Origin of the sequence: Burkholderia sp. HI2761 (assembly GCF_002223355.1) — a bacterium.
GTDB lineage: Bacteria > Pseudomonadota > Gammaproteobacteria > Burkholderiales > Burkholderiaceae > Burkholderia.
This window is the reverse complement of the sequence record NZ_NKFN01000009.1, coordinates 353,182-366,359: the sequence shown is the minus strand read 5'-3', so window position 1 is coordinate 366,359 and position 13,178 is coordinate 353,182. Positions and strand designations below refer to the sequence as shown.

Sequence of the window (13,178 nt, the reverse complement as noted above, 5' to 3'; positions counted from 1 at the left end):
CGGAATGCGTTATTCGATGTTTTCCGGAAAAACACCGTCCCGTCACCAATCCGAAGCGGCTGGCTGGATTAAAAACAAACAAGAACGAATCGACGAGAATTATTGAATCGGCATATTTTACTTTTAACCCCCTTCATTACCCGGTAAATTTTCCACTAATCAATAATAGTTGTTTTCACGACACCGTAAACGTTGCCTCGACGAGCACAGCTCATCGCACATCCATCCATACAGGCCAACAACGCATCCATGCCGAAACCCTGCCCGTACGGGACTTCCCGCCCCACAATCAAACGCCGCCCGATCCCGTCGGACAACCGCGCTCCTGTTGCCCCGCATACCGATTCGTTAGTGCCTGCCGCCCGATCCGCCTGTCTCCCGGCGCGATCGCGAGTCAAATATAGGCCCGAGTCGCAAACGTTTTCCATCGAACGGGTATTTTTTTGGCAAAACTCAATATTCTTTCATTCACATTAATCCATTGGTCGCGCGAGATGAAAATGATTCTCTTTAAATAAACCGGGAAAATCATTAAGAAAGGCAAAAAACTCGAATTCCCCGGTGCAGACTTTTTAGCGAATCTGCTTTAATTGGTTCAGATTCGCCGCATTGCCTTTCCTGTTTCTCGGGCGATAACGAGGTGTCCAAGGGAGAACTTCACGATGGTGACGTTGAACATCAACAACCGGCCGGCCGAGATCGACGCCGATCCGTCGACACCGGTGCTCTGGGTGCTGCGCGACAACCTCGGGCTGACCGGCACCAAGTTCGGATGCGGCACCGGCGACTGCGGCGCCTGCACCGTTCATGTCGACGGCCGGCCGGCCCGAAGCTGCACGCTTGCGTTGTCGGCGGTCGGAAGCGCGCACGTCACGACATCCGAACATCTCGCCGACGATGCGGTCGGCAAGGCCGTCCTCGACGCATGGATCCGGCACGACGTCGCGCAATGCGGCTACTGCCAGAGCGGCCAGATGATGAGTGCGGCCGGCCTGCTGCGCGGCAACAAGGCGCCGACCGATGCCGACATCGATCGCGCGATGGCCGGCAACCTGTGCCGTTGCGCGACCTACCAGCGCATTCGCGCCGCGATTCACGATGCGGCTCACGCGCTTGAGCCTGCCGGGAGACTGTGACCATGCGTATCCGCACTTTCGGGCGCCCGGCAAGCGCCGACGCCCCCCACCGCGACGCTTCGCCGGTCGCCGGAACACGTTCTCCGAAGCTCGGCCGGCGCGGCTTCCTGAAGCTGACGATGGCGGCGAGCGGCTGCCTCGCGCTCGGCATCGCGCCGACGCGCGCCGCGGCGCAAGCGGGCAAAACCGTGCAGGCTTCACCACCACAAGCATTCCTGATCATCGCGCCGGACAACACCGTGACCGTTGCCGTCAACCGGACGGAATCCGGCCAGGGCGTCAGCACCGCGCTGCCGATAGCGCTGGCCGACGAGCTCGACGCCGACTGGCGCAACGTGCGCACCGTGCTCGCGCCGGCCGGCGAGCCGTACAAGGATCCGGTGACGGGCATCCAGATGACGGCCGGCTCGACGTCGGTCAATCACTCGTTCGCGCAATACCGCGAGCTCGGCGCGTCCGCCCGCGCGATGCTCGTCGCCGCGGCCGCACGGCGCTGGAACGTCGATCCCGCCACGTGCCGGACCGCGAATGGCGTCGTGACGTCCGGCAGCTACCGCGCGACCTACGGCGAGCTCGCACCGGACGCGATGGCGATGCCGGTACCGCAGCGGGTGCCGTTGAAGTCGCCGGACCAGTTCCGCCTCATCGGCAAGCCGACCCCGCGCGTCGACGCGCGCGCGATGCTCGACGGCACGCTCAAGTACGGGATGGACTGGCGCCTGCCGGACACGATGGTGGCCGTGGTCGCGCGCCCCCCGCGCTTCGGCGGCAAGGTCGCGAGCTACGACGCGGCGGCGGCCCGGGCCGTCAAGGGCGTGGTCGAGGTCGTCGAGATCCCGACCGATCGCGGCGGCACCGGCGTGGCCGTGATCGCGAACGGCTACTGGCCGGCCAAGCTCGGCCGCGATGCGCTGAAGATCACGTGGAAGGATGCCGGCTCGACCGTCACGTCCGCCGAACAGATGCAGGCGTACAAGCAGCTCGCCGGCACGCCCGGGACCGTGGTTCGCACGGGCGACGCGGGCAGCGCGCCGCCCGCGGCAACGCGGATCCAGAAGGACTACGAATTTCCGTATCTCGCGCATGCGGCGATGGAGCCGCTCAGTTGCACGGTCGACGTCGGGCCACCGAGCTGCGCGTGCGGGATCAAGATCTGGGGCGGCTCGTCGCTGCAGACGACCGACCGCGCGGCGGTCGCGAAGGCGCTCGGCGTCGCCCCGGAGAAAGTTCAGATCTTCACGATGATGACGGGCGGCGACTATGGCCGGCGCTCGACGCCCACGTCGGACTACGTGGTCGAAGCCGCCCACGTGTCCTCCGCGTACCTCGCGGCCGGCCATCTCGGCCCGGTCAAGACGATCTGGACGCGCGAGGACGATCTGCGCGGCGGCTATTACCGCCCGATGGTGCTGCATCGCGTCGACATCGGCGTCGACGGCAGCGGCGCCGTACGCGACTGGCAGCACGTCGTCGTCGGCCAGTCGGTGCTGAAGGGCTCGCCGCTCGAGCGCACGACGATGCTCAAGCGCGGCACCGATCCCAGCCTGACCGAAGGCGTGGCGAACAGCCCGTACGGCTTCCCGATGCAGGTATCGGTCCATCAGACCGACGCCGACGTGCCGGTCCAGTCGTGGCGTTCGGGCGGCCATACGCACACGGCGTTCGTGATGGAAACGCTGGTCGACGAACTCGCGCACTCGGCGCGGCAGGACCCGGTCGCCTACCGGATGGCGCGGCTGGCCGGCCCCGAACACGCACCGCATCGCCAGGCGCTCGCACTGGCCGTCGACAAGTCCGGCTACGGCACGCGCACGCTGCCGGCCGGGCACGCGTGGGGCGTCGCGATGCACGAAACGGCCGGCTCGGTCGTCGCGTACGTGACGGAAGTCTCGATCGAAGCGCAGCAGCCGCGCGTGCATCGCGTGACGGCAGGCGTGTATGCGGGCCGCATCGTCAACCCGACGGGTGCGGAAGCCCAGATCCAGGGCGGCGCGCTGTTCGGCCTCTCGACGACCAAGCCGGGCTTCGCGATCGACGTCGACCATGGCGCGGTGCGCAACGCCGGTTTCGCCGACTATTCGCCCGTGCGCATGCAGGAGGCGCCGCCGGTGGATGTCTTCTTCGTTCCGTCGGACGCTCAGCCGACCGGGTTGAGCGACGCCGGCGTGCCGCCGATCGCGCCGGCGGTGGCCAACGGTGCGTTCGTCCTGACCGGCGAACGGCTGCATGCGCTGCCGTTCGGCCCGATGCTGGTCGCCTCGGCCGCCCCCGCGATGTCGGCGGCCCCCGCTGCGGCCGTCGACGAGGACCCGTACGGCGACCTGCCGGCCGGCGGCTGCCGGCTGCCGCGCAAGGCCAAGTCGATCGCGTCGAAGCCCAAGGTCGACCAAAGCCACGCCGGCGTCGGCCAGTCGCCGGCGGTGCCGAAATTCCTGCGGCCGAAACGGCGCGCCGGGATTCCGTGCATCGAGGATCTGAAGAAAGGCACGGTGTGACGTAGACGATCCGGCGCGCGATCGATACCGGCAGTCGTTTTTAGTGATGCGCCGCGCGCCGGCCGTCCCGATACGGGACGCCGCCGCTTCGAGCGGTTAGCAGTAGGGGGCAGCCGTGAAGGCGGTGGACTACGGCTTGTTCCATGGTCGACCATGGGTCCAGGATGCATTGACGCCGCTATGGTCGGCCTGTCTCGCGGCGCCGCCTGGGGAGGAAGCCTCCATGAAGCCTGTTGCCGTGCCGGCCGCCGGATCGCCCGGGGCCGGCACGCAAGATCGTGATCGATGCAGGTAAAGCCGTGTCGCCCCGCCGCTCACTGTGCGACGCCGACGAACGTCGGCAGCAGCACGCGATAGACGTGAATCATCGCCGGGCCGAGCAGCACCATCATCAGCGCGGGAAAGATGCAGAAGATCAGCGGAAACAGCAGCTTCAGCGCGATCTTCGCCGCGCGCTCCTCCGCGCGCATCCGGCGCCGCGTGCGCAGCATGTCCGACAGCACGCGCAACGATTCGCTGATGCTCGTACCGAACCGGTCGGCCTGGATCAGCATCGCGCAGAACGATTCGATGTCTTCCACGCCGGTGCGCAGCGCGAGATTGCGCAGCGCCGTCTCCTTCGTGAAGCCGGAGCGCATCTCGAGCAGCAGCAGGTCGAGTTCGGTCGCGACCACCTCGCTGCGAAACCGCAGCTCCTCGCTCACCTTCATCAGTGCCGCGTCGAGCCCCAGCCCCGCTTCGACGCACACCGTCAGCAGGTCGAGCGCGTCCGGGAAATCCTCGAAGATCTTCTGCTGGCGCACCTTGACCCGCTGCGACAGCACGACGTTCGGGATGTAGTAGCCGATGCCGGCGAGCGCCACGAGGATCACCGACAGCAGCGCACGCTCGTCGCCGAGCGGCGTCGTGATCAGTATCGCCAGCGCCGCGCACGGCAGGCCGAGCGCGAGCATCGTCTTCGCGGTGAAATACAGCGCGGCCGCGCTCTGGTTGCGCCAGCCGGCATTCATCAGCCGGATGCGCAGCGGCGAATTCTCCCAGCCCTCCTTCGGTACCGACAGCTTCGAGATCGGGGTGGACAGCTCGACCAGCTTCGCGACCCAGCGCGACGCCATGTCGTCGCCGTCGCCCGGGCCGGCGACGGCGCCCGCCGCGGCCCCGCCGGCCTGCTGGAGCCGGCGCTGGATGCCGCGCGGCGCGAACAGCAGCATCGCGACGAGCACGCCGCCGGCCACGAAGATGAACAAGCCGCCCAGCATCACGGCCTGGACCACGCTCAGGTTTTGCATGACAACCTCGCAACGGTTCGTTATTCGGCTCGCGCGTCAGACGCGAATGCGGACGATTCGGCGGATCCAGAACAGGCCGAACAGCATCGATACCAGCATCGTGCCGACCATCCGGATCCCGGCCGGATCCTCCCAGAGCACCGACAGGAATTCGCGGTTCAGCAGCGCCATCACCGCCGCGGTGCCGAACGGCAGGAGCCCGAGAATCCACGCCGACAGCCGCCCTTCCGCCGACAGCACGCGCACCTTGTCGAACAGCTTGAAGCGCTCGCGGATCAGCCCCGCGATGCTGTCGAGCAGCTCGGCCAGGTTGCCGCCCGTCTCGCGCTGGATCAGCACCGCGATCACGAAGTAACGCAGGTCCTGCACCGGCACGCGCGTCGCGAGGTTCATCAGCGCATCGTGCAGCGACACGCCGTAGTTGACCTCGTCGAACGTGACGCGGAATTCGCCGCCCATCGGCTCGGAAAACTCGTCGCCGACCATTCCGAGCGTGCTCGTGAACGAATGACCGGAACGCAGCGCGCGCGCGATCATGTCGCAGATCTCCGGCAACTGCCGCTCGAGCTTGCGCATCCGCCGGGCGCGGCGGCGCAACACGTACATCATCGGCCCCCACCCGGCGAACAGCGCGATCGGCACCGCGGCGAGTTGCGGCAACCGCGCGAAGCTCACCGCGAACCACGTGAGCGCCGCGAACGTCGCGCTGAGCGTGATCAGCTTCGGCAGCGTCCAGTCGAGGCCCGACTGCTGAATCACGAGGTCGAGCGCATGCACGCGCGGCAGGCGCAGCAGCAGCCGGTCGAACGGCTTCGACTGGTCGAGCATGCGCTTCTTCAGGATCGACAGCCGCTCCTGCTGGACGTTGCCGCCCGCCGACATCGCGCGAATGCGCGATTCGATCCGGCGCGCGGCGGCGCCGTGTCGCGCGTTCCACCATTGATAGACACCTTCGATCGACAGCACGACCGCGACGAAGGTGAGAATCACAAAACCGTAAAAGATCGCATTCATGAATGCCTCCCCGGCAGCACACGGCGCCCTGGCGTCAGTCCGTCTCGTAACGCACGGACGGGTCGTACAGCGAATCCGGCAGGTTGATGCCGAACGCCTGCAGCCGCTCGACGAACTTCGGCCGCACGCCGGTCGCGCAGAAGTGGCCGCGCACCGCACCGTCGCGGTCCACGCCCGTGCGCTTGAACGTGAAGATCTCCTGCATGTTGATGATGTCGCCTTCCATCCCGGTCAGTTCCTGGATGCTGACGATCTTGCGCTTGCCGTCCGTGAGCCGCGCCGCCTGCACGACCACCGAGATCGCCGACGCGATCTGCTGGCGCATCGTCTTTGGCGGCAGCGTCAGTCCGGACACGCTGACCATGTTCTCGAGCCGCGTCAGCGCATCGCGCGGCGTGTTCGCGTGGATCGTCGCGAGCGAGCCCTCGTGGCCCGTGTTCATCGCGTTGAGCATGTCGAGCGCTTCGGCGCCGCGCACTTCGCCGAGAATGATCCGGTCCGGGCGCATCCGCAGCGCGTTGCGCACCAGCGTGCGCTGCGTGATCTCGCCCTTGCCTTCAATGTTGGGCGGCCGTGTTTCGAGCCGCAGCACGTGCGGCTGCTGCAGTTGCAGCTCGGCGGCGTCCTCGATCGTCACGATCCGCTCGTTGCGCGGAATGAAGCCGGACAGGATGTTGAGCAGCGTCGTCTTGCCGCTGCCGGTGCCGCCCGACACCAGCACGTTCACCTTCGCGCGAGACAGCGCGTCGAGCAGCTCGGCCATCGGCGGCGTCAGGCTGTGAAAGCGCACCAGGTCGTCCATCTTCAGCGGGTTGACCGCGAAGCGCCGGATCGACATCAGCGGCCCGTCGATCGCGGACGGCGGGACGATCGCGTTCACGCGCGAGCCGTCCGGCAACCGCGCGTCGACCATCGGGCTCGATTCGTCGATACGGCGCCCGACGCGCGACACGATCTTCTCGATCACCTTCATCAGGTGCGCGTCGTCGTAGAACGTCACGTCGGTCAGTTCGAGCTGCCCGCGGCGCTCGACGTAGACCTGCCGGTAGGTGTTCACGAGGATGTCGGAAATGCCGGGGTCGCGCAGCAGCGCCTCGAGCGGGCCGAAGCCGAACATCTCGTCGTACACGTCGATCGCGAGCTGTCTCCGCTCGATGTCGTTCGCGGGCATCCGCTCCTCGTCGAGGATGCGCGCGATCAGCGCGCCGATTTCCATGCGGACCTGGTCCTGATGCAGCCGCGACAGGCGCTCGAGCTCCACGCGCTCGAGCACGGCCAGGTGGATTTCGCGGCGCAGCTTCTGGTATGCGTCGCGCACCGACGAATGCGCCGGGCCGGCCGGTTCGCTAGCCGCCGTCGGCTGGGCCCGTTGCAAGGACATCTGTTCGCGCAATGACATGATGATTCCCCGAAAGAATTACATCGACTTGAGCTTAGGCGTGGCCTTGCGGCCGAACAGCCGGGACATCAACGGTTCGGTGTGCGTCGCGCTGCGTCCCGCGCGCACCTCGCCGTCGACGAGTTGCTTCGCGCAGCCCTGCAACGCCCGTACGACCGCCGAGCCGCGCGCGAGCCGCGACACCGGATGGCCCTGGTTGATCGCTTCGAGCACGGTGTCGGCGTCGTCGGGAATCGTGCAGGCCGCCTGCAGGCCGAGCACTTCCTCGAGCGCGGTGCGGGTCCGCTCGCTCGCGCGGGTCGCGCGGTTCACGATCAGCCGCAACTGGTCCGTCGAATAGCCAAGCGACACGAGGATCTCGAGCAGCCGGCGGCCGGCGCGCACGTGCGGCATCGCGGGCTGCAGCACGAGCTGGATCTGGTCGCTCCGATCGAGCGCGACCATCGACAGCGGGTTGATGCCGACGCCGACGTCGAAGATCACGAAGTCGTAGCGCGGCGCGGCGACGCCGAGAATCCATTCGAGCGCGTCCTCGCGAATCTCGGCGGCCTTGACCGGGTCGCCGGCGCCCGCCAGCACGTGGAAATTTTCCGTGACGTGCGCGACGCTCGCGTCGAGAAACGCGCCGTCGAGCCGCTCGATCTGCGCGCACAGCTGCGGCAGCGTCGACGGCGGGGTTTCGTCGCTGACGAGAAACGCCGCGTCGGCGAACTGCTGGTTCACGTCGATCAGCAGCACGCGGCGCTTGAAGCCCTCGGCGATCTCGAACGCGATGTTGCTGGCCGCGAAGCTCGTGCCGGCCCCGCCCTTGCACGACATGAACGACACGATCCGCGTGTCGTCGGTATCGCGCCGCGTGCTTTGCCCGGCCGCCCGTTCGAGCGCTTTGCCGAGCGCCTGCAGATCGAGCGGCCACTGCAGCACGTCGCGCGCGCCCGCGCGCATCGCGTCGAGCAGCACGTGCGGCGATGCATCGGCCGTCACGAGGATGCAGGTCAGGCTCGCGTGCGCGCGGCAGATGCGCTCGATCGCCGACAGCTCGGACGGCTCGAGCGACGTGCCGTCGACCAGCAGGACGTCGAACGCGTCGAGCCCGTCGGTGCGATGTTCGATCTGCGACGGACGGCCGTTGGCGCGCGTCGTGCGATAGCGTCCGCAGTCGGCCACGAGACGCGCGATCTGCGAAAGCCGCGCGGTATCGTCGGAAGCTACGAGGATATTGATCATGTCGTGTGCCTCGTGTGTTCGATCAGTTGCAGGCGGAGCCGCCCGTCGCGGAGCTCAGGCTTTCGCGCGGCAGCGTCGTCGTGAACGGCGGCATCCTGACCGTGACGTTCACGAACGGGATCATGGTCTTGACGGTGACGTTCGTGACGCTCACCGTCACGAACGAGCATGTGTTGACGTCGCAACTCGTCGGCGTATAGCTGACCGACACGTTGCTGTCCGACAGCAGCGGCAGCATCGATTTCACGCGCTTCACGACGCCCGCGGCGTTCACGTCGCAGACCACCGCCGTGCGTGCGCCGAGGCGCACGGCCTCGCTCGCGGTATTCCAGTAGAACAGCACGCGGCCGAATTCGAAGATGCCGATCAGCAGCATGATCAGCACCGACGCGATGAGGGCGAATTCGACGATCGCCGCGCCGCGTTGGGCGCGCCGGCGTGACGGCGGAACATGGCGCGCGTTCATGACACTTGCCTCATCACGGTGACGATGTTGCCGAAGGTGATCGACGGCAGCGCCGGGTACGCGGGAATCGGCTGGTACTTGTAGCCGCTGATCTTCACTTCGACGACGTTGATCGCGCCCGCCGCCGAGCCGCTCGACGAACTGTTGTTGTCCGCGTCATAGGTCGGCAGGTTCGCGAACTGCGACGGATCGGACGCATCGCTGCAGCCGGTCGTGTGCTGTGCGTCGCAGATCGTGACCATCGACGTCGTGAGGCCGGGCACCAGCTCGGTGCCCGATGAGCCGCACGTCGTGCTGCCGTAGACGACGAGACACTGCGCCTGCGACACCGGATACGCGCTGTCGGTCGGCAACCAGACCGACAGGTAGCGCGCCGCGTCGCGGGTCGCCTTGGTCAGCGTCTCGTACTGGTAGATCGCCCGGCCGAATTCGGCCACGCCGGTCGCCAGCAGGATCATCGGCATCAGCACGAGCGCGAACTCGACGGCGGCGGCGCCGCGGGTGCGCGAACGACGAAACGACGGCTTCTTCATGATCGTCTCTCCGTTATTGAACGAGCATCGGAACCTGGGTTCCCGACGCACTACCGCTGCCCGGCAAGCCGTGCGTCGCGCACGGGCTGTTGGCGGAGACCGACGAGCCGAGGTATTCGAGGTGCGCCACGACGGCGCCGCTGCCGGCGCTGAACGGGAGCGGATCGAGCATCAGCACGCAATCCCATTGCGTGACGTGCACCTTGCCGCTGTTCCCGGACAGCGTCGAGCAATCGCCTTCCGGCGCGAGCGCGACGCGGCGATCGCCGCCGGCCGTCTGGTAGTTGCTCGCCGTCGCCGTGCCGTTGGTGGCGATTCCGCTGCCCGACGGCGGCGCGCCGTCGCCCTGGTAAGGCTTGAAGCTCGCGCGGTCGGTCACGAACTGCGTGTACGCGTCCCCCTTGATGCCAGCCGTTCCGGGCGGCCCGTAGTTCGGCCCGACATACGCGTAACCGGTGAAGTCCGGCTGGCCGCTCGAGCCGTTCGCGCCGTTCGTATAGATGCCGAAACGCGTGTTCCAGGCCCGCTGCGACGCCGACTTCAGGCCGGTGGTGCTCAGGTCCGGCGGGGTCGTGATGTTGCAGGTGTTGCCCGACAGCTCGCCCGCCAGCGTCGTTTCGTTCGTCGAGCCGTCGAGCGCGGCCCAGCCGAAGTTGCCGGGCCCGTAGGTCGACGACGACCCGGACGGCGACGAGATCCAGTCGCCGACCTTGTACGACGGCGAGCCCGCCGTGCGGCACACGAACACCGGGATCGCGCAGGTCGTCTGCCCGCCGCCGACCGTGGCGATCGCGCTCGCCGACACCTCCGCCGCATTGGCGAGCTTGGTGCCGGGCAGCACGTTCAGCACTTCGATGAACCAGTGCGCGATCTTGCTCAGCGTCGCGGTGCACTGCACGTACTTGATGTTCGCCGGCGTCGTGACCGCGTTCTTCGCCAGGAACGGATTGGTCAGCGAATCGCTGAACGTGACGTTCGCGTTCGTCGCCATCTGCACCGACTTTTTCTGGAAAAACACGAAATTCAGATGGCCGGCGGCGATGCCGTCGGCCTCGGCCACCGACAGGCTGATGGCCGAAGTCAGGTCGCGAGCGGCCGACAGCGCGCATGCATCGGCGCTGTTCTGCAGTTCGCTGCGCGTGACGTACAGCTTGCCGAGATCCAGCGCGAGCCCGACGAACCCGATCATCACCGCCAGCGAGAGGCCGACGATGATCGCGACGGCACCGCGCTGGCGATGCAGGCTGCGACGCGTGACTTTCGGATAGCGGGCTGCGCTGTTCATGGCGTTCTCCCTGAGCATGCCGTCGTTACTGGGTGGCCTTGCCGATGCCGATCACGAACGCGTTGGAGGGCGGCGTGATCTGCTTGAACGACTTGTCGTAGTTGTCGAGCGCGGCCGCGGCGGCGCTGCCGTCGACGCCCGATGCCGACGCCGTATGTTCGCCGGCGTGCGGATCGATGATCTGGGCCTGCATCACGGTGCGGACCGAGTCGCCGAAGCGGCTGTCCCACACCGGGGTCGACGACATGCAGCCGGCAAGCGCGAACGCGAGCGGGACGGCGAGCGCCGCGCGGCGCACGAATACGAGGTAGGCGGATTTCATGAGCTTCCCCTTGGATGGCTTCAACGATCGGTGGACTGAGGTTCCGCGCCCGCACGCGCGATCTGCGCTTTGGGCGCCGCCGCGATCCGGTGCTTCGAGCGCGCCGCCGGCTGGGCCGGCGTATCGGGGCCGGCTGCCGCGAGGCGCGCGGCGGCGGCTTCGATGCGGGCGACACGCGCCGAGGTGGCCGGGTCGGACTGCGGGGCGGCGGCCGCGACCGGCGCCTTCGGCGGCCCGACGGGCGCCGGCGGCTGCACGTCGGCGTCTTGCGGCGCGCGCGGCGCCGGCAGCGCGGCCGGCGCGACCGGTGCTTCCGATCGCGGCGCCGGAGCGGGCGCCGGCGCCTGGGCCGGTGTCTGCGGAGCGGCGGCGTTCGCGGGTTGCATGGGCTGGGCGCCTGCCTTGCGGACGCCGCCGCGGCCTTCCATGTTGCCGGTCGCATACACGTCGGCTTCGTTCGGCTTCGAGAAGCTGTCGGTCGGCAGCGCGACGTCCGCGGTCTGCAGCGGCTTCACCAGGTGCGGCGTGATCAGGAAGATCAGCTCGGTGCGATCCTGCTGGAACGACGTGCTGCGGAACAGCGCGCCGAGCACCGGCACTTCGCCGACGCCCGGGATCGCCTTCAGCGCGCCGGTCGCGTTGTCCTTGATCAACCCGCCGATCGCGAACGATTCGCCGTCGCTCATCTGCACCGTCGTCGATGCGCGCCGCGTCGTGATCAGCGGCAGGATCGACGTGCCGCCGATGTTGGTCGCGCTCAGCGTGACGCCCGTCTGCGACAGCTCCGACACTTCCGGCGCGACCTTCAGGCTGATCCGGCCGTTGGCCAGCACCGTCGGCGTGAACTTCAGCGCGACGCCGAATTCCTCTTCCTGCAGCGTGATCGACGACGTGCCGTTGCCGCTGCTCTGCGGAATCGGGATGAAGATCTTGCCGCCCGCGAGGAACGTCGCTTCCTGGCCGCTGATCGTCACGAGGTTCGGCTCCGCGAGGATCTTGACGAGGTTGTCGGTGTTCTGCGCGTCGGCCGCGACGCTGAACGGCTTGTTGTTCGCCTTGTTGAACAGCGCGCCGCTCGCGACGCCCGCGAGCAGGTTGCTGACCAGCGCGCCGCTCCACGAACCGAACCCGCCCTGGATGTTGAACGCGCTGCCCATCTGGTTGATCAGCGTCTTCGACACCTCGGCCACCTTCACCTCGAGCATCACCTGCTGCGGCGACGTGACGTTCAGCATGTTGAGCACGCCGCCGCCCTGCTTGCCGCCGCCCGCGGCATCGCCCGCGCTGTCGCCGTACGCATGGGCGATCTGCACCGCCTGCTGCGCGGCCTGCGAGCTCGACACGGTGCCGGCCAGCACGATCGTGCCGGCCGCGGTCGACACATGGATGTCGCGTTCGTTCGGCATCAGTTGCAGCAGCGACGCCTGCAGGCCGCCGGCGTCCGCGCCGACCGCGACGTCGATCACGCGGCATGCGCCGCTCCTGCCCTGCACGATCATGTTGGTCGTGCCGACCGAGAGCCCGAGGATGTACAGCGTCTGCGGCGACACCATCGTCGCCTGTGCGACGGCCGGATTGCCGATCGTCCGGTTGCGGACCGGCTCGGGCATCGGCACCAGCAGCGACTTGCCGAGCGGCACGGCGACGCTGCTCGATTCGCGCACGGCGCCGACGCAGTTCGGCCCGCGCAGCGGCCCCGCCGACGCGGGCGCGGCGGCCGGCACCGGCGCCATGCTGATCGTCATCTGCATCGGCCCCTTGCCGACCGCGGCCGGCGCGCTGGCGCCGCCCTTCGTCAGCACCGCCGATTCGACGCCTTCCTGCGCGAGTGCGCCATACACGGTCAGCCATCCCGAACAGAGGATCGCGGCCATCATCGTGCCCCGTGCGACGCGTGTGCGTAGCGGGCCGGTACCTGTGCATTGCGGTTTGATCTTCATTTCGTCTGATCCCCCGAGAGACCGGCGCCGTGCCGGTTATCGACTTCCAAGGCCGCCGCGCGTTGCCGGCGG

11 protein-coding genes are annotated in these 13,178 nt (G+C 67.7%); 2 read left to right on the top strand and 9 right to left on the bottom strand.

Features of this window, described 5'->3' with window-relative positions:
* The first annotated feature begins 662 nt into the window (after nt 1–662).
* Nucleotides 663–1,136 (top strand): (2Fe-2S)-binding protein, encoded by a 474-nt coding sequence (locus CFB46_RS33685; RefSeq protein ID WP_027786546.1) that lies wholly within the window; start codon nt 663–665, stop codon nt 1,134–1,136.
* Nucleotides 1,137–1,138: 2 nt separating this feature from the next.
* Entirely contained in the window at nt 1,139–3,631 is a 2,493-nt protein-coding gene (locus tag CFB46_RS33680; RefSeq protein ID WP_089502464.1) for a xanthine dehydrogenase family protein molybdopterin-binding subunit, read from the top strand.
* 314 nt (nt 3,632–3,945) lie between these two features.
* Here the strand turns inward: CFB46_RS33680 and CFB46_RS33675 are convergent, their stop codons facing one another.
* From CFB46_RS33675 to CFB46_RS33635, 9 genes are read right to left on the bottom strand one after another with little or no spacing between them, the layout of a single operon-like run.
* Entirely contained in the window at nt 3,946–4,920 is a 975-nt protein-coding gene (locus CFB46_RS33675) for a type II secretion system F family protein (protein ID WP_027786544.1), read from the bottom strand.
* 36 nt (nt 4,921–4,956) lie between these two features.
* On the bottom strand, nt 4,957–5,934 hold the full coding sequence (locus tag CFB46_RS33670; protein ID WP_027786543.1) for a type II secretion system F family protein: 978 nt from the start codon (nt 5,932–5,934) through the stop codon (nt 4,957–4,959).
* A gap of 34 nt (nt 5,935–5,968) precedes the next feature.
* Nucleotides 5,969–7,333, bottom strand: coding sequence for a CpaF family protein (locus CFB46_RS33665; protein ID WP_027786542.1), 1,365 nt, complete (start codon nt 7,331–7,333; stop codon nt 5,969–5,971).
* Nucleotides 7,334–7,351: 18 nt separating this feature from the next.
* Entirely contained in the window at nt 7,352–8,560 is a 1,209-nt protein-coding gene (locus CFB46_RS33660; RefSeq protein WP_027786541.1) for an AAA family ATPase, read from the bottom strand.
* 22 nt (nt 8,561–8,582) lie between these two features.
* Nucleotides 8,583–9,026, bottom strand: a complete 444-nt coding sequence (locus CFB46_RS33655) for a TadE/TadG family type IV pilus assembly protein (RefSeq protein WP_027786540.1) — start codon at nt 9,024–9,026, stop codon at nt 8,583–8,585.
* A complete protein-coding gene (locus CFB46_RS33650) occupies nt 9,023–9,559 on the bottom strand; it encodes a TadE family protein (RefSeq protein ID WP_027786539.1) in 537 nt (178 codons plus the stop codon). The genes CFB46_RS33655 and CFB46_RS33650 overlap by 4 nt, the downstream gene beginning before the upstream one ends.
* A 13-nt stretch (nt 9,560–9,572) precedes the next feature.
* Nucleotides 9,573–10,844: a pilus assembly protein TadG-related protein gene (locus tag CFB46_RS33645; RefSeq protein ID WP_027786538.1), complete on the bottom strand. Its 1,272-nt coding sequence runs from the start codon at nt 10,842–10,844 to the stop codon at nt 9,573–9,575.
* A gap of 25 nt (nt 10,845–10,869) precedes the next feature.
* Nucleotides 10,870–11,166, bottom strand: a complete 297-nt coding sequence (locus CFB46_RS33640; RefSeq protein ID WP_027786537.1) for a hypothetical protein — start codon at nt 11,164–11,166, stop codon at nt 10,870–10,872.
* Nucleotides 11,167–11,186: 20 nt separating this feature from the next.
* Nucleotides 11,187–13,106: a type II and III secretion system protein family protein gene (locus tag CFB46_RS33635; protein WP_027786536.1), complete on the bottom strand. Its 1,920-nt coding sequence runs from the start codon at nt 13,104–13,106 to the stop codon at nt 11,187–11,189.
* Between the last annotated feature and the right edge of the window lie 72 nt (nt 13,107–13,178).